This is a genomic window from Pelagicoccus sp. SDUM812005 (assembly GCF_031127875.1).
Classification (GTDB): Bacteria; Verrucomicrobiota; Verrucomicrobiia; order Opitutales; family Opitutaceae; genus Pelagicoccus.
Window position 1 is genome coordinate 199,331 of record NZ_JARXIA010000010.1, and the last position, 18,766, is coordinate 218,096.

At 59.4% G+C, this 18,766-nt stretch carries 19 protein-coding genes and 1 riboswitch; of the genes, 7 read left to right on the plus strand and 12 right to left on the minus strand.

The window, feature by feature from the left end; genetic code table 11:
* Positions 1-99 precede the first annotated feature (99 nt).
* From QEH57_RS13530 to QEH57_RS13560, 7 genes are all read right to left on the minus strand, one after another.
* Complete coding sequence (locus tag QEH57_RS13530; protein WP_309007283.1) at positions 100-570, minus strand: VOC family protein; 471 nt, start codon at positions 568-570, stop codon at positions 100-102.
* A gap of 15 nt (positions 571-585) precedes the next feature.
* A complete protein-coding gene (locus tag QEH57_RS13535; protein WP_309007284.1) occupies positions 586-957 on the minus strand; it encodes a DUF1428 domain-containing protein in 372 nt (123 codons plus the stop codon).
* Positions 958-969: 12 nt separating this feature from the next.
* Positions 970-1,332, minus strand: coding sequence for a YciI family protein (locus tag QEH57_RS13540; RefSeq protein ID WP_309007285.1), 363 nt, complete (start codon positions 1,330-1,332; stop codon positions 970-972).
* 15 nt (positions 1,333-1,347) lie between these two features.
* A complete protein-coding gene (locus QEH57_RS13545) occupies positions 1,348-2,202 on the minus strand; it encodes a YciI family protein (protein ID WP_309007286.1) in 855 nt (284 codons plus the stop codon).
* A gap of 172 nt (positions 2,203-2,374) precedes the next feature.
* Positions 2,375-3,631: an RNA polymerase sigma factor gene (locus QEH57_RS13550; protein WP_309007287.1), complete on the minus strand. Its 1,257-nt coding sequence runs from the start codon at positions 3,629-3,631 to the stop codon at positions 2,375-2,377.
* Between the two features lie 418 nt (positions 3,632-4,049).
* Positions 4,050-5,960 carry a phosphomethylpyrimidine synthase ThiC gene (thiC, locus tag QEH57_RS13555; protein WP_309007288.1) on the minus strand — a complete coding sequence of 637 codons (1,911 nt, stop codon included), beginning with the start codon at positions 5,958-5,960 and terminating at the stop codon, positions 4,050-4,052.
* Between the two features lie 77 nt (positions 5,961-6,037).
* Positions 6,038-6,151, minus strand: a riboswitch (TPP riboswitch).
* Positions 6,152-6,336: 185 nt separating this feature from the next.
* Entirely contained in the window at positions 6,337-7,254 is a 918-nt protein-coding gene (locus tag QEH57_RS13560) for an IPT/TIG domain-containing protein (RefSeq protein ID WP_309007289.1), read from the minus strand.
* 113 nt (positions 7,255-7,367) lie between these two features.
* Here QEH57_RS13560 and hemW point away from each other — a divergent pair, with 113 nt between their 5' ends.
* The 6 genes from hemW (at position 7,368) to QEH57_RS13590 (ending at position 11,623) form a co-directional block, all read left to right on the plus strand.
* Positions 7,368-8,534: a radical SAM family heme chaperone HemW gene (hemW, locus tag QEH57_RS13565; protein ID WP_309007290.1), complete on the plus strand. Its 1,167-nt coding sequence runs from the start codon at positions 7,368-7,370 to the stop codon at positions 8,532-8,534.
* Positions 8,535-8,603: 69 nt separating this feature from the next.
* Positions 8,604-9,020: a hypothetical protein gene (locus QEH57_RS13570; RefSeq protein ID WP_309007291.1), complete on the plus strand. Its 417-nt coding sequence runs from the start codon at positions 8,604-8,606 to the stop codon at positions 9,018-9,020.
* A gap of 37 nt (positions 9,021-9,057) precedes the next feature.
* Positions 9,058-9,291: a hypothetical protein gene (locus QEH57_RS13575; RefSeq protein ID WP_309007292.1), complete on the plus strand. Its 234-nt coding sequence runs from the start codon at positions 9,058-9,060 to the stop codon at positions 9,289-9,291.
* A 235-nt stretch (positions 9,292-9,526) separates the two neighbouring features.
* Entirely contained in the window at positions 9,527-10,165 is a 639-nt protein-coding gene (locus tag QEH57_RS13580; RefSeq protein WP_309007293.1) for an RDD family protein, read from the plus strand.
* A gap of 65 nt (positions 10,166-10,230) precedes the next feature.
* Positions 10,231-10,536, plus strand: coding sequence for a hypothetical protein (locus tag QEH57_RS13585; RefSeq protein ID WP_309007294.1), 306 nt, complete (start codon positions 10,231-10,233; stop codon positions 10,534-10,536).
* Between the two features lie 595 nt (positions 10,537-11,131).
* Positions 11,132-11,623: a hypothetical protein gene (locus QEH57_RS13590; protein ID WP_309007295.1), complete on the plus strand. Its 492-nt coding sequence runs from the start codon at positions 11,132-11,134 to the stop codon at positions 11,621-11,623.
* A gap of 65 nt (positions 11,624-11,688) precedes the next feature.
* On the opposite strand, the gene QEH57_RS13595 is transcribed toward QEH57_RS13590, so the two are convergent.
* The 4 genes from QEH57_RS13595 to QEH57_RS13610 form a co-directional block, all read right to left on the minus strand.
* Positions 11,689-12,042 carry a hypothetical protein gene (locus QEH57_RS13595; RefSeq protein ID WP_309007296.1) on the minus strand — a complete coding sequence of 118 codons (354 nt, stop codon included), beginning with the start codon at positions 12,040-12,042 and terminating at the stop codon, positions 11,689-11,691.
* Positions 12,043-12,205: 163 nt separating this feature from the next.
* Positions 12,206-12,676, minus strand: coding sequence for a hypothetical protein (locus QEH57_RS13600; protein ID WP_309007297.1), 471 nt, complete (start codon positions 12,674-12,676; stop codon positions 12,206-12,208).
* 4 nt (positions 12,677-12,680) lie between these two features.
* The gene (locus tag QEH57_RS13605) at positions 12,681-15,020 is read right to left on the minus strand and encodes a hypothetical protein (protein WP_309007298.1); all 2,340 of its coding nucleotides are present in this window, start codon (positions 15,018-15,020) and stop codon (positions 12,681-12,683) included.
* 234 nt (positions 15,021-15,254) lie between these two features.
* Positions 15,255-15,986 carry an NYN domain-containing protein gene (locus tag QEH57_RS13610; RefSeq protein WP_309007299.1) on the minus strand — a complete coding sequence of 244 codons (732 nt, stop codon included), beginning with the start codon at positions 15,984-15,986 and terminating at the stop codon, positions 15,255-15,257.
* Positions 15,987-16,665: 679 nt separating this feature from the next.
* Here QEH57_RS13610 and QEH57_RS13615 point away from each other — a divergent pair.
* Positions 16,666-17,115, plus strand: coding sequence for a CopD family protein (locus QEH57_RS13615; RefSeq protein ID WP_309007300.1), 450 nt, complete (start codon positions 16,666-16,668; stop codon positions 17,113-17,115).
* Positions 17,116-17,436: 321 nt separating this feature from the next.
* Here QEH57_RS13615 and QEH57_RS13620 read toward each other — a convergent pair whose 3' ends face one another.
* Entirely contained in the window at positions 17,437-18,429 is a 993-nt protein-coding gene (locus QEH57_RS13620; protein WP_309007301.1) for a 2-hydroxyacid dehydrogenase, read from the minus strand.
* Positions 18,430-18,766: the final 337 nt, after the last annotated feature.

Genomic DNA, 18,766 nt, shown 5'->3' on the forward strand with positions numbered 1-18,766 from the left:
GAAACGAAAAATCCCCGGCCGGAGGGACGGGGACGTTTTCGGCGGGCAGGCGTATCTTGACCTTTCCGGGCGTTGCCAGCGCTTCTGGCAGGCCTGCTTTTATCCGTTATCTGAATACGCGGCTTCGAGGGCGTCGATATCGAGCTTTGTCATGCTCCAAACCGCCTGCAGCACGCGGGCGGCCCGCTCCGGCGTGGCGGGATCGAGGTACTTGGGAAGCGCGGCGGGAACGATCTGCCAGGAGAGGCCGAACTTGTCCGTGACCCATCCGCACTCCATCTCGGCGCCGCCTTCCGACAGGGCGTCCCAGAGCCGGTCGAGCTCCGCTTGGTCGTCGCAGGCCACGGAGAAGGAAAAGGCAGTGGTAAACTTCCAGTCCTGTCCGGCGTTGAGGGCGGAGACGGGGAGCCCGCCGAGTTCGAATTGCACGACCAAGGGTTCCCCGGTTCCCGGATTCTTGGTTACGCTGTGTATCCGAGAATTGGGGATGATCGAGGTGTAGAAGCGAGCGGCGTCCTCGGCTTGGTCCTTAAACCCAAGCCAAGGAGTTACTTTTGTAGTGATTTGCATCGGACAAACGTTCCTTTACTTGTCGCCCGGCACGAAGCCTTGGAAACCGCCGTAGAGCATGCGCTGCGGATCGAAGGGCATGTCGTCTCCGCCGCACATCTCGGCAAGCCGCGGATCCTTGAATACCTTTTCGTTCACTTCGTCGCGGTGCTGGCGGGACTTGTAGGTGATCCAGGAAAAGGCGACCGTTTCGCCGTCCTTGACGTTTAGGCCAGCGAGGAAGGAGCCGCAGCCCTCCTTGGCCTCGAGGTCCTCGCCGATGCACTCCCGATAGTCGAGGGCGCCGTGCTCGCGCCAAACTTGATTGGCGACTTCCGCCATCTTGCGGTAGCTTTCGAGCTTGTTCTTGGGAAGTGGGATAACGAATCCGTCGATGTATTCTGACATGGCAATTTCTCCTTAGGTTTCTGTGGTTTTAATGGTGGGAAGCGGGAAGATGGGACGTATTTCGACCGTGCCTTTCTTGGCTGGCGGAAGGCGTTCCGCGATGCTGATGGCTTCGTCGAGGTCTTCGACGTCGATGATATAGTAGCCGCCCAGCTGTTCGGTGGTTTCTGCGAAGGGACCGTCGGTGATCTGGCGCTTGCCGTCGCGTATCCGCAAACTGGTGGCGCTGGAAACGGGGTGCAGGGGCGAGGAAGCTATCCATTTCCCCTGGGCTTCCAGCTCGTCGCAGATCGCCATCGATTCGAGCATGCAATCCTCTCGCTCCTGTTCGGTCCAAGAGCTTTCGGTGCCGTAGATAAGTAGCATGTATTTCATAATTGGGTACAAGGTTTAGGATTGTGGTTGGTTGGGATCCGGCACCATCACCATCCAGCCAACGCCAAATCGGTCGGCAACAACGCCGAAGCAAGGCGACCAGAAGGTTTTCTCGAGGGGCATGACGGACTTGCCGCCTGCGGCGAGGGCGTTGAATACGCGACGGGCATCGTCCTCGGTGGGAACGGTGAGGGCTAGGCTGAAGCCTCCGCCATCCACGGAATCTCCGCAGCCGTCCGAAGCCATGAGGGTGGCTTTTCCCACCGTAAATTCCGCGTGCATGATCTTGTTTTCGAAGCCTTCCGGCAGGGTGCCTGCGGGGGCGGGTTCCGGGGAGTCGCAGTGTCGCAAAAGCATGCCGACCTTGGCGTTCAGGGCTTGCTTGTAGAACTCGAGCGCTTCTTCGCATCGCCCTCCGAAAAACAGGTAGGGCTGCACTTGGGCGGATTGCATCGAAACCTCCACCCGCTGGGCGAGGTCCTGCTGGGCCAGTTCGCCGGAGTCGTCCATGGAAGCGAAATCCTCCATCTCGTAGAGCGGGCGTATTTCGATATCGGAATCTTCCCGCATGGGATTGGGGCAGCGCTTGACCCATTGGATCGCTTCGTCGAGGTCCCGCACTTCCCAAAGCCAGTAGCCCGCGATGAGCTCCTTGGTTTCGGCGAAGGGGCCATCGGTTACGGTGCGATTTTTGCCGCTGAAGCGAACTCGAACCCCGGCGGAGGACGGCTTCAGGCCTTCCCCGGCTTTCATGATTCCAGCGGCGATCAGCTCGTCGTTGAACTTGCCCATGTCCGCCATGAGCTCCGGATCGGGAATCTCTCCCGCTTCGGAACTTCCGGTGGCTTTTACGATTACCATTACTCTCATTGTCGTAGCGCTTTCTCTTTTAATTGTTTCGTCGGGGAGCGATCCCCTTTCGGAATTGGTTTTCAGCTACTAGTCGCTTGGGAGGCCGCGCTTTCGACAGGGCTCGTATTCTTTTCTGAAAAAAATGTATTTCGGGGTTCGGGAGCTCCTCGTTGCGCCGAGTGATGGCGGGCTATTTCGCGCTCTCGCTGGCGCCGAGGGACTGCAGGCGGCGCTGCAGGAAGCGGCGCTCCGGTTCCTGCTTGGCAAGGGATAGGGCGGTCAGGAAGGCGGATTCCGCTTGGCTCTCTTGTCCGAGTCGCCGGAGCAGCTCGCCTCGGGCGGAGTGGGCGAGGTGGTAGCGTCGCAGCTCCTGCTTCGCAAACAGCGTATCCACAATTTCGAGACCCGCCTGCGGGCCGTCTCGCATGGCGACGGCGACCGCTCGGTTGAGCTCGACGACGGGGGAGGGGTCGATTTGCAGCAGGATGTTATAGAGGGCTACGATTTGGGCCCAATCGGTGGCGGAACTGCTTGGCGACTCGGCGTGCACGGCGGAGATGGCGGCTTGCACGGTGTAGAAGCCGAACTCCTGCGTCGCGAGGCTTGCTTGGACCAGCTGCAAGCCTTCCTCGATCAGGCCACGATCCCAAAGGCGGCGGTCTTGGTCTTCGAGCAGCACGATATCGTCCCGAGCGTCGGTGCGAGCCGTGCGACGCGATTCGTGCAGCAGCATGAGCGCGAGCAGGCCTTTGACTTCGGAGTCGGGCAAGAGCTGCAGCAGCAGGCGGGCGAGGCGAATGGCTTCTTGCGATAGTTCGCCACGCAGGGCCGAGTCGCCGGAGGAGGCGGAGTAGCCTTCGTTGAAGACGAGGTAGACGACGGAGAGGACCGAGTCGAGTCGCTCCGGCAGCTCGGAGGCGTCGGGGATGGCAAAGGGGATCTTGGCCGCTCGGATCTTGCTTTTGCCGCGCACGATGCGTTGGGCCATGGTGGCGGTAGGCACCAGGAAGGCCGCGGCGATATCCTCGGTGGACAGCCCGCAAACCTCCCGCAGGGTGAGGGGGACTTGCACACTCGGATCGATGGCGGGGTGGCAGCAGGCGAAGATGAGGCGGAGGCGGTCGTCCTGGATATCGCGTTCGGCGAAGGAGAGGTTCGCGGCCTGGATATCCTCGATGCGGGCCTGCAGCTCCGGCTCGAGTTCGTGCAAGCGGGAACGCTTGCGAATGGCGTCGATCGCCTTGAAGCGGCCGGTCGAAATCAGCCAGGCGGCGGGCTGGGCGGGGATGCCTTTGCGGCGCCAGGCCTTGAGGGCGGCGACGAAGGCTTCCTGCAGGGCCTCCTCGGCCAGATCGATGTCACCGAGAAGCCGCGCAAGGGTGGCGAGCACTTTGCCGGATTCCGCACGGTAGACGGCTTCGATTTGCAGGCTAAGATCGGAGGGCATGTTGGACGAAGCCAAGCTCTAGCAGAGCTTGGCTCCGCGCCAATCGTATTTTTGGCTGCATCCGCAGAGGCGACGAAACGGGATCAAGAAAGTTGGAGTTCCCGCACTAGTGGCGAACCTGTGCAGGATCTGTTCGATGAAACCCCGCTGAAGCGGTAACGGGCGTAGCTGTATTTGAAGGCGGCTTGCGTGCTGTCATGCATCCAATCTCGTATGACACGTAGCGCTGACCCGAGCGAAGCGACAAGCCTCACTTAAGCCAGCGACCGTGGAGAATGGATCCTGCAACGCGGACGCTAGAGCGACGCGGCGTGCCCGGCGGTCCCGCCCTACCTTATGCGAATGATCAAACGAAAAAAGGCTCTAGCTGAAGCGCAGCGCTACGTTTGATGCATGAGGCGTCACTAGGCGCCGTGGCCTACTGGTAGACTTCGCCGCCGCTTTCGCGGAACTGCTTGGACTTTTCCTCCATGCCGGCCGCGAGGGCTTCGTCCGGCGTTTCCACTCCGTGCTCGGCGGCGTACTTGCGCACGTCGTCGGTGATTTTCATGGAGCAGAAGTTCGGGCCGCACATGGAGCAGAAGTGAGCGGTCTTGGCGGCGTCTTGCGGCAAGGTTTCGTCGTGGTACTTCATCGCCGTCTCGGGATCGAGGCTGAGCGAGAACTGGTCTTCCCAGCGGAACTCGAAGCGGGCCTTGGAGAGGGCGTTGTCGCGGTACTGGGCCGCGGGGTGGCCCTTGGCGAGGTCGGCGGCGTGGGCGGCGATCTTGTATGTGATTACGCCATACTTGACGTCGTCCTTGTTTGGCAGGCCGAGATGTTCCTTGGGCGTCACGTAGCAGAGCATGGCGCATCCATACCAGCCGATCATGGCGGCGCCGATGCCGGAGGTGATGTGGTCGTAGCCGGGAGCGACGTCGGTGGTAAGCGGGCCGAGCGTGTAGAAGGGGGCTTCGTGGCACCACTCGAGCTGCTTCTCCATGTTCTCCTGTATCATGTGCATGGGTACGTGGCCGGGGCCTTCGTTCATTACTTGGCAGCCCTTGGCCCAAGCGCGCTTGGTGAGGTCGCCTTGAACCTCGAGCTCGGCGAACTGCGGGTAGTCGTTGGCGTCGGCGATGGAACCGGGACGCAAGCCGTCGCCGATGGAGAAGGAGACGTCGTAGGCGGCGCAGATGTCGCAGATGTCGTCCCAATGCGTGTAGAGGAAGTTTTCCTTGTGGTGGCTGAGGCACCACTTGGCCATGATGGAACCGCCGCGGGAGACGATGCCGGTCATGCGCTGGGCGGTTTGCGGGATGAAGCGGAGGAGAACGCCGGCGTGGATGGTGAAGTAGTCGACGCCTTGCTCGCATTGCTCGATGAGGGTGTCGCGGTAGATTTCCCAGGTGAGGTCCTCGGCCTTGCCGTTGACCTTCTCGAGGGCTTGGTAGATAGGCACGGTGCCGATGGGCACTGGAGAGTTGCGAAGGATCCACTCGCGGGTTTGGTGGATGTTCTTGCCGGTGGAGAGGTCCATCACGGTGTCGCCGCCCCACTTGGTGGCCCAGCGCATCTTTTCGACTTCCTCTTCGATGGAGGAGGCGATGGCGGAATTGCCGATGTTGGCGTTGATCTTAACCAGGAAGTTGCGCCCGATGATCATGGGCTCCAGCTCGGTGTGGTTGACGTTGGCCGGGATGATGGCACGGCCGCGGGCCACCTCGTCGCGCACGAATTCGGGGGTGATCTCGTCGGGGATGTTGGCTCCCCATGGGTTGCCCGGGTGCTGCTTGAGCAAGGAGTTGCGCGGAGCGTTGGCGTTCATCTTGAGCGACTCCTTGGCGTTTTGCAGCTTGGCGTTCTCGCGGATGGCGACGAACTCCATTTCCGGCGTAATGATCCCTTGGCGGGCGTAGTGCAGCTGGGTGACGGGCGTGCCCTTGCTGGCGCGGAGGGGCTTGCGTTTGGAATTGTCGAAACGCTTGAGCTTGCCGGACTCTTCGGCCTTGGAGCGGTGCACGTCGGAGAGGTAGCCGTCGTCGGCGGCCTTGAGCTCGCGTCCTTCGTACTCCTCGACGTCGCCGCGCTCGAGGATCCAGTTGCGGCGAATTTCCGGGAGGCCCTTTTCGACGTCGCGGTGGTAGTCGGGGTCGCCCCAGGGGCCGGAGCAATCGTAGACCTTTACCGGTTCGTTCGGCTCCTTGCTGCCGTCGGGCTTGAGGGTGTCCGAGAGGCTGATCTCGCGCATGGGCACGCGGATGTCGTCGCGGGAGCCGGCGATGTACACGCGGCGGGAATTAGGCAGGGGCTCGAAGGTCGAGGCGGAGGTGGTTTCAGTATCTGACATGGCTGTTGAAGTGCTGGTTTGAGAAAGGGCGAAGCGAGCGTTTCGATTCGAGGCCATGTCAGCGGCGGGAGGGCTCTCCTTGCGGAGGTAACATTCCCTTCGACGGCATGACCCGTATCAGGTTCAGAGGGTATGGGAAGCGTTCGTCCTCCTGTCTCGGCCCCGCGCTCGGGACTCCCCTATGTTTGAAGCGGCAACCTTGAGGGATGAAGCTTGGGAGGGAAAGGGAATTTTTCGCTGCGCTCGGTAAAAACCGAGCCCGTCCGTCTGCCTTTCGCTGCGGCCGCTCGGGGCTGGAAGCCAGCCTTTTCCGGGCACGAAAAAGCCCCGGCGCTCTGGCGGAGCGGCGGGGCTTGGAAAATACTGCGCTTGCGGGCTAGTTGGTAACGGTGATGGGGATCACCACGTCGGAGTAGCCGCCGAGTTCCACGTAAAGGTTGCCCGAACCGGGATTGCCGCCTTCGACGCGGATGCTGGTGGAGCGTTGGCCGGCAGGGATGATGACTTCCGGCATGATCACGCTGTCGGGAACGTCGGTGGTAACCGTCACGGCGAGGCCGCCCGGAGGGGCTTCGGTGGGGATGGAGAAGGCGAGGATGCCGCGCTGACCCTTGCGAAGGTTGAGGCTGCTGGGCGAAACGCGGATGTTGGAGGCGTCGATGCGCAGGCTGCCAGCGGAGAGTTCGCCGTTGAGGCCGAGCACGGTGACGTTGTAGTTGCGGCCTTCCGGCAGGCTCGGCACGTAGAAGGCGAGCGATGTGGAGCTCTCCACCTGGGTCACCGCTGGGGTGCCGCCTACGATAACCTTGTCGTCGCGGGTGAATCCGCGGCCCAAGATGGCGATGCGGGTGCCGACTGGAGCGCGATTGACCTCGAGCTCGACCGAGTAGCGGTTTTCCACGTGGATGGTTTTGACGTCGGTCGGAATTTCCTTGGACACCACTGCGGTGGCGGTCTTGCGCTGGTAGCGAACCAGCAGGTAGTAGGCTGCCTTTTCGCGGCCCGGAGGCATGGTGTAGTCGTATTCGTAGAGCGAATCGCTGCCCGGCACGCGCGACATGGCGTGGGCCTTTCCGTCGATGATGATCTCCGGACGTACGCTGCCTTCCACCACCGCATTGTTCTTCACGGAAACTTGGGCCGTAATCGAGTAAGTGCGGGAGGGGTTGGCTTTATGGGTCGACGGAGTGAGGTCGACGAGCTTCAAGTCGCACCCTGCGAGGAATAGGGCAATCGGAGCGAGAATGATCGCGAGCCAGGTTCTACGGTTGGTTTTGGAAATTGGCTTGTCCATGTTTTCGGGCTGGTAGAGTGAATTAATGCCTGTATTGCAATCACATAACGGACTTGCGGTGAAGCAAATAGTTCACCGGTCCGCAGCGATTTAATGGAAATGGAGAACAAAGCGTGAGCAAAAGCAAACCCAAGCAAGCCTCTAGCGAGCAAGAAACGCCGCTCGGGCTCTACCTGCACGTGCCCTTTTGCTCCACCTCTTGCGACTTTTGCGGTTTCTACCAGATCCAGTCCGACCGCAAGGGCATCCTGAGCTACATCGACGGTGTGAAGCGAGAGCTGGAACTGGTCGACGCGGGTAACCGAAAACTTGATACCATGTTTTGGGGTGGGGGAACGCCCGGCCTCTTGCCCGCGGCGGACATGCTGAAGGTGGGGGCGGCCATTACCGACGAGCTCGGCATGCCGAGCCAGGAGTGGACCGTCGAAATGGCGCCTTCGTCAGTGAAGCGAGACAAGCTCGAAGCCCTCAAGGAAGCCGGCGTGACTCGCATCTCCATGGGGATCCAAAGCCTCAACGAGCGCTTGCTCGACGCCCTAGGACGACAGCATTCGCTCAAGCAAATCCACAAGGCCTACGACTTGATCCGCGAAGTCGGCTTCCATTCGGTGAACGTCGATCTGATCTTCGCCATCCCCACCCAAACGGAGGAAGAATGGCGAGCGGACGTACGCGGCGCCTTGGCCCTCGAGCCGGATCACCTGTCGACCTACTGCCTGACCTTCGAGGAGGACACGGCCCTTTTTATCAAGCTTCAGCAAGGCAAGGTTTCCATCGATCCGGACCGCGAAGCCCGCTTCTACACGGCGATGTGGGAAGAAGCCCAAAGGGGAGGCTTCGAACAGTATGAGATTTCCAACTACGCTCGCCCCGGCCACGCCTGCCTCCACAATGTGAATACCTGGAAAATGGCCCAATGGATCGGCGTCGGCCCCTCCGCATCCAGCCAATGGGCCGGGACCCGCCACACCAATACTCCCGACCTCAAGGATTGGCTGGCAGGCTTGGAGCGAGGGGAGCGCGGCTTGGTCGATCGCGTGGTGCTAAACGACGGTCTGCTGCTGGAAGATTCCTTGATCTTCGGCCTGCGCATGAACGAGGGCGTCGACCTGGCCCAGCTCGGACAGCGCTTCGGCCGCGACCTCACGCAGATCGCTCTCTTCGACCAGCTGGTGGAGGAAGGTCAGGCCGAGCGGGTAGGGCCGTCGCTGCGCCTCACCCCCAAGGGACGCATGGTCGCCGACGCGGTCGGCGAAGCGCTGCTGGGAAGCTTCGGCTGATCGAGAAGGGAGGTCGCGGACGCGCTTTTCGAGGTTGTGCCGGCCAGGCGCATCGCCGATGCTTCGTCCATGGATCCCAACATCGCCGTCGCCGCCCAACGCATCGCTACCCAAGCCCATCAAGGCCAGTTTCGCCGCGGCGGAACGGTTCCCTATATCGAACACCCGAAGGCTGTCGTCAGTCGCGTGGGCAATGGAGTCGAGGAGCAGGTGGTAGCCTGGCTGCACGACGTTCTGGAAGATTGCGAGGTCACGGCGGAGCAACTGCGCGAGGCCGGGATCCCCGAGCATTGCATCGAAGCGGTGGAGCTCTTGAGCAAGCCGGAGAACTGCGACTACGAGGACTACCTCGAACGGGTCGCCCAGAATCCCTTGGCCACCAAAGTGAAGATCGCCGACATGATTTCCAATTTGGCCGACAATCCCACCAACAAGCAGCTCAAGAAGTACGCCAAAGGCCTGAGTCGCTTGACCCGCGACCTGTAGGCAGCTGATCCGCCCGCTTCCTTCCAATTCCCGGCCGATGAAAATTGCCCTGCTTCCGCCCGTCGTCGCGTTTCTCATGCTCTGCTGGTTCGTCTTTTCCCCGCCGATCCGCCCCTTGCCCACCTTGCTGGCGGTGATGGTCTTTGCGGTCGGGCTGGCCCTGCAGGTCCTGGGAGGCCTGTACAGCCTGACTTGGGCCAGCGGCATTGTGGTGCATGTCGCCTTCGCAATCGTCCTGCTGGTTCGACGACAACTAGAGCAGGGCTATTGAAGCTGCCCGGAGGCGATTCGAAAGGGGGCGGCGCTATTTGGCGTTTTGTCAGGTTGACTGTCCGTATTATTGCGTAATGCTATGGCACCGTTCGCCTGCGATCCAGCTTCGCTCCCATTCCGCCCTCGCGGCAGGGCGCCAACGGTGTCGCGGAACAATGAATACAGGAAGCTCCTTCCTTTTCCTCAAGCGGCCCCCTGCGGCCTTCGCTTAACTAATAAAGATCCTCCCCCTCATGCCCAATTCCTTGATCCACATGCTGGTGAACCTCGCCGTCGCCCTTTTGATCGCGGCCCTCGTTTATAATCACTACAAAAGCCGGGTCGCGGCGCCGGGGGAACGTTACTCCACTTTCTGGCCGCGCTTCCTGTCGCCCTCGATCGACGGCGTAATCCTGTGGCCTGTCACCGCGCTGCTGCCCGTTATCGTTTTCGACTTGGCTCCCGCGGCGTACTCAGCGGTCAACATTGCCGTCACCCTGTTTTTCTACGGCTACTCGATCTATTTCCACGGAACCTACGGAGGCACGATCGGTAAGCTCAAAACGGGGATTCGGGTAGTGGACGCCAAGACCGAGCAGCCCATCGGCATGCGTCAGGCCCTGCTGCGCGACATCGTTCCCCTGGCCTTGGCCCTTTTCTTGTATGCTTACGCTTTCTCGCAAGCAGGGATGGCCGACTTCGAGAGCTCGCCCTACGTCGCTTGGGTACCGGCTCTTTTCGGGTTTTGGTTCCTAGCGGAAATCGTAACCATGCTGACCAACGAAAAGCGCCGCGCCTTGCACGACTTCATAGCCGGCACAGTGGTGATCCGTCCCACTCCCGAAGAACTCGAGCTGAAGCAAGAGGAGCCTCGCTTCGAGCGCGCCTCCTAACGACTCGCGATACAGGGCGAAAACGAAGCCGGAATGCGATTCCAGAAAACGAACCCCAGCAGGAAATGAAACGCTATAAGGTTGCCTACGGCGGACTGCCCGAATTCGCGAAGACGATCGAAGCCGAGTCGCCGAAAATTGCGGCTTTGCGTTTCTTCAGCGAAAGGCCCTGCCGGAACACCATTTTCGTGGAATGCGGCTGGTTCTTCCAGGAGACCTATAGCTGCGAAGAATTGATCGCCGACATCGACGGCTTGGAGGTCGACGCCATTCCCTACGCGATCCGCAAGGAAGAGCCGCCCCGCAAGATCGGTTTGGTGGAGGAATTCCTCAACCATCTCGTAAAGGGGGAGTACCATTCCTGGAGGTAGCCAAACTGCCGGTCAGGCTATATCATTTCGTCTGCTCTTCGCTATACAGCCTCCCCCCATAAGGGTTCGTCCACCAAAAGCGGTGGGATTGCCGTTTACGTGTAGGGCCGTCGCCGTGGGAGACGAGGCTCAAAGCTCGAAGGCTGCTTGCGACGTGCCGCAGATCCCTGCACTCGTATCCTTCATTGAGGCGTGGCGCGAACGCGCCCAGGAAACCCACGTATTCTTAAATTACCTACATCGCATTGATCTCTTCGTCCTTACTCCAGACCAGTCGTTCTGGCGCCTTAGCGAAGGCAAGCTCAGCAAGGTCCAGTAACGATCGCTGCGCAGCGGCGCCGCCAAACGCTGTAACCGGAACCTGGATACTAGGGAAATCGACTAGGTTTTACACTTCGCGCTAAATCGAACTTCGCACCCGTCAACTCGTCACGGAAAATGCGCTAAAACGTATCACCCAAGCGCTTATCTAAGCTTGAGAAACAAAGATTTGATTGCAGGGTAGAGCAACTTACTGGGAATACCGAACGAAGCTTCGTTATTAGCGACCTCTGGAATGCCAACTGCTGGGCTGAAGCGAACCATCCTCATTACATTGACTACAGACGAAATATTCAAAGCTCATTTCGGAGACAAGGATCTAACCCTGCGAGGGGACAGAACGATTTGGCTGCGGGCCGACGGAGCGCATGTTCCCGTATTCACGGCGCCCGACGTCCGGATCATTGAGGACCTAGGAAAGGAAGATACCCAATCGCCGGGCAACATCGTCCGCTTCAGCTACCGCCTGTCCGAAATAGCGGATCCTTTCTGGCTAACTCTCTTCGCCTTCTTCCAACAATCCGGCTTTTCCGTTTTCATCAGCGAGGACCACACCTTGCAGGTGACGACTTTCGAAGGGCTGCACGCGAGCACCTTCGGCATCGCTAAGAACTGCATACGCCTTTCCAACAGCACCTACCGGCACTACGCCACGCGGGCACGGGCGCTCGCTTACGCCCAAGACGTAGGGCGCGGACTTTGCGAATTCGAACCGCAAGGCAGCCAAGACGCCAAAGCCGAAGGCAGCGGCGAAAAGCGCGCTTAGTCCGAAAGGCGCTGCGTATCCAAAAAACAATGCCTGCTAGCAGGCGAACCCCCTCCAGCTGGTCGCTACGGCAGCTCGATCGTTACGGAGTAGTCGCCCTTGAAAAAGCTGCCGCCGGGCTGCTTGTCGGAACCGTAGCTGAGCACGGTTACTGACTCGTCGCTAACGATATACTTGAAGGGCTCGCCCATGTGGTCCTGCAGCAGTTCCGCGGGCAATCCGAGCTCCGCCAGGTTCGCCGGAGCTCGCTTGTTGGCTTCGACGAAGGCGGCGATGTGTACCTCCAGTTTCTCCAAGCGTTGCAGCGAGACCTGCTTGGGGTTCTCTTGGTTTCCGAACAAAACGAGCAGGGCGACGATCACGGAAAGGGCCAAAGCGATGGCCAGTCCGAATTTCAGTTTGGGAGAAAGGGAAGTCATGGAGCCGCTATGCTCTCAAGGAATCCGCCCTTCAAGCAAACGTTTAAAAAAGGCCGGAAGACGCGGCCCGAATGTGCCAGGTTGAAAAGGTTCTTTTCTCGACACGGGCAGCTCGGGCGGGGCGGGATCCGGGAATTCAACTCGAGTGGAGGCTTTTTGAAGCTTACTGCTTTTTCGCTCCGCAATGCGGGCAAAAGCGATGTTCGAGCTCGAGGAAAAAACCGCAGTTTGAGCAATCAGTTCCCTCGGAGTTCGGGAGGATTGGGGCTTGGGGTGAGGGTTCCGGTTTCCGGCCGCCAAATCGCTGCGGGGAACCGTCGCCTGACCAGAATACATCGGTGAAGAGACTGGTTTTCACGGACGCGTATTGTCTTTCTCCGTCCGGATTCAAATAGCAAACCTCGTAGCTACGGGAACTGTCTTCGCCAAAGGAGCCTTTGCCGAAAGGGGCCCAAGTTGCCGAGACGAAGGTACAACCGCTGCTCTCAAGCTCCTCTCTAATTCGAGCGCGGTCCCACTTGCCGGCCACGATCCGCATGGCAATGGCGACCGCGATTATTGCCACTAACCCTAAGATGCCATGAGCGGCGCCTACCTCGTTCCCGAAGATATAGAAGGTACTGAATACGATCATGCCACTACGGATTTGTTAACGCTTGGGATTCCGTCGGACTTGGATCGCTTTCGAACACGCGGAAGAATCCCGCGTCTTGCTTGGCGAACCAGAGCTTTACTGCGTCCTGGTCTGGGGTGGTCGTCCACGTTCCTAGATCTTTGGAATACTGTATCCAATATGTCCTGTCAGACGCCTTTTCGAAATTTAGGACGCTTTCGGAATTTGCGGTGAGGTTTAACGTCAGAGGGACCTGTCGCGCCGCGCCTTGTTGCAGCTCGTAGAGGTCGCCGTACTCGTCCGCAAATCGATACGCTCCATCTGGAGACGGCGCGGACAAGTCGTATATCCCGTTGTCCCAGTCCGCCGAGTAGAGAGGCTCTATAAAGGCAGGAAGCGAAAGCGCTCCGGTATCTACGTTAATCGATCTAACCGTACCGTTGCGACGCCCCAGCACTAAACTATTCTCACTGGGGTGAACTCGCATTTGGGTGAAGGGGTACTCTTCCGCCGCGTTGTTGATTGGGATCTCCCTGTCGAGCATCGAACCGCTTGCTATATCAAAGATGCGGATGCTTTGCGCGTTGAAATCCCCGCCCTTGGGGCTGACCAGGACATAGAGCTGTTCTCCATCAGGCGAGAACGCGAGGGCGTTCGACATCGAAAACCCTTCCGCGAAGGAGATCTCGACCCGCGCCTCCGTACTCGGAGTTGCGATCAGAATTGCGTCACGGCTGGGATCGTAAAGAGCACAGCGCTTCGCTTCCTTGTCGATCGCGTATCGCGCGTAAAACTCCGATCCGAGCGAGAGCCAAGATTCCGTCTCCAAATCGCAAATACCGCGGTAGTGGGCAGCCAACCATTTGCCGCCGCCATGCAGGCTGATCGGATAGATGCCCAGGCTAAGATTGCCGATCCATTGGTCCTCCCGTTCGTCGAAGGGGTGGGTGATGTAGAAGGCTGTGTCGCGCTGAAAAGCGACCGACCCGGATTGCACGTCGATAGCAGCGTATTCGACTCCCGTCGTGGATGGCAGTTGCAGCCAGCGATTCGGGGCCGAAGCGTCGTCAGGTTCAATTCTCACCCGGCCCGTTTCGAAAACCGTGACCCAACACTTTTCCCCAGCGACGTACCGCGACGCAATGGCCTTGCCCACGAACGCGGCGCCATCTTCGACCGTCTCGCCCGTCAGCAAATCGAAGGCCTCGAATCCTTGCACGGTGGAAAGGTAGAAGCGGGTGCCCGACGGCGAGAGCTTCAAGGTTCGCGTAAACCCAACGACGAAAGTCGAGCCGTTGCCAGGCGGATAAAAAATGTCAGGATCCCGCTTGAGCTTGGTGTAGACCGACTGGTTGGTCTCGGTATCGATCAAGACCATCAAGTCGTCGGCAGCGGCGTCGAGCACCAGGGCGAGTAGGTAGCGATCGTCGGCCGACGGAACCAGCGTGGTAAAGGGCGCGTTCGAATAGGACAACTCTCGGGCAAGGGACTTGCTTTGCACGTTCCAGGCCTCGATTCGCCCATTTTCGACGATTCGGAAAACGATTTCCCCGCTCGGCGAAAGGGCGGGGTCTTGGATTCTCAGAAAGGGGTAGGGACTGTTTTGCAACTCATCGCTAGTAGCGATTCGCTTGCCCGTTCGAGCCTCGAACACAGCCCAAGCCAAATTGCCTCGGCTACTGCTATAGTTATGCAGTAAAACGCGATCGGCATCGGCTGATGTTTTTGGGGAGCCGCTCATGGAATTGAATCCCCAGGTGAGTTCCGGAAGCGCGGATAAGCTTTGGCTTGGCTCATGGAACAGCAAGGTTCCGGATTGCCCTGCCAAGGGAACCACGGGAGTATTAAATTCAGTCAGGTAGTTTCTTTCCCGTCTGACCTTAAATCCGCTCAAGTCGCAGCGATCCACCTCCGCCAGAGTCAGCGTATCGAAGGCGATCGCGGTATGGAACGCGTTTTCGCTTCGCTCGGAGAGCAATTCAATGAGGGTTCGCGAGTCCTGGGAAAGCCGCCAACGAGGACTTCCGCCCGGGGTGCGCCGCCAGACCCGTTCGCCTGAATCGACGCGATAGAGTTCAAGGGTTAGTTCCAAGCTGTCGGGATCGTTCGTGCGCTTGAGAACGTACTGTCCCTCCGAGACAAAGAAGGCTTCAGGCTCGTGGGAAACCTCGTCCTCTAGACTCATTAGCAAGTCTCCGACCTTGTTCCGTACTTCCACCGTAAACCAGTCTCGGCCCGTGATGGGATCGTAGTTTTCCTGCCGATACAGAGCGAGGCCGGACTTGAGGTCAAAGTCGAGAAAGCTGCCAAAAGCGTCACCGCTGGCTAACTGAGTATCCGTATCCAAATCCCAAACACCGCTCAACGTGCGTATAACCGTATCCGAATAGAACTCTTGGATATGGGGCCTCCGCGCTCGTTCCAGCGACTTCAATACAGAGGCATCCCTAACGGGACTAGCCTGCAGGAAAGAGGCGACGGCTAATGCAACGGCGGTAACAACTAAAGAGCGAGGATTCACGAAAAAGAGCGGAGACTTGAGGTTCTTGCGCGGATAGACTGGCCTTTAAGGGCGAGCTTCGAAACCCGTATCGAGGTCCTACTTGCCGCGCAGGCGGACGGAGAAGACGGAGCCGCTGCCGTTTTCCGATTTGTTGACTTCGAAGGTGTCGATGGCGGCGAAGAGCTCGCTGAGCTTGGAGAAGCCGTAGTTGCGGGAGTCGAAGGAACCTTGGTTCTGGATGTGCTGGCCCACGTGGCCGAGCCGGGCCCAGCCGTCCTCGTCGGCCGTGGCGTTTACCGCCGTGCGCAGCAGGTTCATGAGCTTGCGGTCGCTTTTGAGCTTTTGCGTGGGGCCGCTCTTGTCGGCCTGCTTCACCTTGGCCTTCTTTTCGTCGTCGAGGTAGAGGAAGCGCGTGCAGCTAGCCACGAAGGGGTCGGGCGTCTTGGCGTCGCCAAATCCGACCACTTGCTTCCCGTCGGCGCGCAGGCGCAGCACGAGCGGGGTGAAGTCGCAGTCGGAGGACACCAGGCAGAAGGTGCCGACGTCCTTGGTGTAGAGAATGTCCATGGCCTCGATGAGCAAGGCCATGTCGGAGGCGTTCTTGCCCTTGATGAGGTCGAAGTGCTGGATGGGCTGGATCGCGTACTCGTGCAGCACCTTTTCCCACCCCCGCAGGGCCGGCTTGGTCCAGTTTCCGTAAGCTCGCCGAATGCTCACGCTGCCGTAGCTGGCGAGCTCCGCGATGATGAAGTCGATCTTCGAGGCCGGCGCGTTGTCGGCGTCGATGAGGAGGGCAATGTTGTCCGTAGCGGTTACGTTGCTAGCCATAATAATAGTGTCAGGATGTTGTTTGGGTTAGGCTTTGATAGTGGCGGCCAGGTCGGGCGATTCTAAAGTTGGTCTAGCGTGGGTTTCCGTATTCGAAATCGCAGTACAGGCCACGGTCGCAGCGGCAGGGCGGGAGTCCGGCAGGATCAAGCGAGATGAAATAGGAGATGAGAGACGGGGCATGGATACAAGGATGGGATCGACAGGAAATGCCGAGATGAATACGTACGGCTGTTAGTTGAGGCAAGGCTATTGGCAGGAAATACTTAGCCTGATCGTGCCTAGAGTCTCGATCGGGTTGAACTTTTTTTGCCCGCAGATTACGCAGATTGGTGGGATATTGGGGAGTAGGGCGATGGCCGGTAAGCAGGCGTGGAGCCCTCATCTTTATCGGAACGCATCATGGTCCTCGCCCGAAGCTCAGCGGAGGAATCTTCGCCGCGTAGCGGGTCAAGCGCAGCGTTGTTAATACGAACCTCTAAGCTAAAAGGTGTTAGGTGTTAGTTGTATTAAGAACGCTCGTATCTCGCTGGACCGCCTGTGGCACCAGGATCCATTCGCTGCGCTTCGGGCGAGGACTGGTTCGGGCGGTCGGAGGGAGTCAGGTCGTTACGGGTTGAGCTTTGGGGAAAGCTGGCTCTTGATAGCAGGCGGCCCTGACTGGTGGGCCCTATTTCCTATGAATGCCTATGGAGCGTTAATCGTTTTGCACTTGCTGGGAGCCTGCGTTTGGGCGGGCTGGCACTTCGTGCTGGCGGGCTCGCTGATGCCGCAGTTGCTGAAGGAGGGCGATGGTCTCCTTTGGGATCGGATCGAATCGGTTTACCGCAACCTCGGGCTCCCGGCCTTCGCCGTGCAGGCCTTGACCGGTTTCGCGCTCGCTTACGCGCACACCCCGGACATCGGACTCTGGTTCGATCTCGAGAACCCCATGGGCCGCTTAATCGGTCTCAAGGTGCTCCTCTTCGCGGCGAGCTTCGCCGTCCTGCTGGACGCGATGCTGCGCCTCGCGCCGCAAGTCGAGACGCGCGGACCGGGCCGCCTGAAGTGGCATCTTTGGGCCATCACGCTGCTCGCAGTCCTGCAGATCTTCGTTGGCGCCTCCTTTCGTATCGGTTGGCTCTATTGATCAGCTTCGCATCGCGTGCATGGAGCTGGACGCGGTGCGTGTTTTGCCCGCAGATTACGTAGATTGGTGGGATATTGGGGAGTAGGGCGATGGCGGGGGAACAGCATTGTCAGACTTCATCATGGTCCTCGCCCGGATCGCAGCGGAGGGATCTTCGCCGCGTAGCGGGTCAAGCGCAGCGTTGTTAATACGAACCTCTAAGTTAATAGGTCTTTATTTTTTAACATCGCTCGTGCCTCGCTGGATCGCCTGCGGCGCCAGGATCCCTTCGCTGCGCTCCGGGCGAGGACTGGCTTGGTTGAGGCTCGCTTGTTAGCCCATCTAAGGGAGGGCGACCTCGTTTTCCGAGCTGCCGGTGGATTCTAGCTGGCTGAGGTTGGCGAGGGTGACGCGGGCGATCTGCGTGAGGGCGGTATCGGTGAAGAAGGCTTGATGCCCCGTCACTAGCACGTTCGGAAAGGTGAGCAGGCGGGCAAAGACGTCGTCTTGCATCACGAACGCGGACTGATCTTCGAAAAACATCGACTCTTCCTCTTCGTAGACGTCGATCGCCAGGTTCCCGATGTGGCCGGTCTTGAGCCCTTGGATCACGTCTGAGGTATCGATCAGTCCGCCGCGGCTTGTATTCACGATCGTCACACCCTTCTTCATCTTGGCGATGGCTGCAGCATCGATGATGTGATGCGTCTCCTTGAGCAAGGGACAGTGCAAGCTGATGACGTCGGAACGAGCGAAGAGCGTATCCAAATCCACATACGCGGCGCCCTTGGCCTTGAGGCTCTCGTTTTCGTACTTGTCGTGACAAAGAAGCTGGCAACCAAAGCCCTGGAAAAGTTCGGTGGCGATGCTCCCGATCTTTCCCGTTCCGATGATCCCGACGGTCAGTCCGTGCAGGTCGAAGCCGACTAGGCCTTCCAACGAAAAATTGCCTTCGCGAACGCGATTGTAGGAGCGGTGGATACGGCGATTGAGGGTGAGCAGCAGGGCGAGGGTGTGTTCCGCTACCGCATGCGGGGAATAGGCGGGAACCCGCACGACCTTGATCCCCAGCTCCTGGGCGGCGGGCAAATCAACGTTGTTGTAGCCGGCGCAGCGCAGGGCCACGTACTCGATCCCGCGAGCCTTGAGGCCTTGCAGGGTCTTGCGGTCGACCTGGTCGTTGACGAAGACGCAAACCGCTTGAGCTCCCTCCGCCAGGGCTACGGAACGCGGAGCCAGCTTCGTCTCGAAAAACGAGAGCTCGTGACTGCCGTCGTTGTTTTCCTTAAAGAAGGATTCGTCGTAGCGCTTGCTGCTAAAGAAGGCGACTTTCATTGGGACGAGCTAAAGCCGAAGCCGCGCAGCTTTCAACGTCTAAGCGGACCGTGGCGATTGTAACCACCCGAGCAGACGTTCGCTCGAGGTCGCCGCAGAGGGCGCTTCCGCCGCACTCGTTTGGTAAAATAGCTCGTAGGGTCGGCGCTTGCCGCCGCACCGCACCGGTTTGATCTCGCTTCTGCGGTACGGCGACGAGCGCCGACCCTACGAATTAGCCGCTCTAAAGCGCGAGGCGTTCATAGAGCATTTTTCGTTTGATCATTCGCATAAGGTAGGGCGGGACCGCCGGGCACGCCGCGTTTCCCTCATCACACAGTACGACTAACTAAACGAA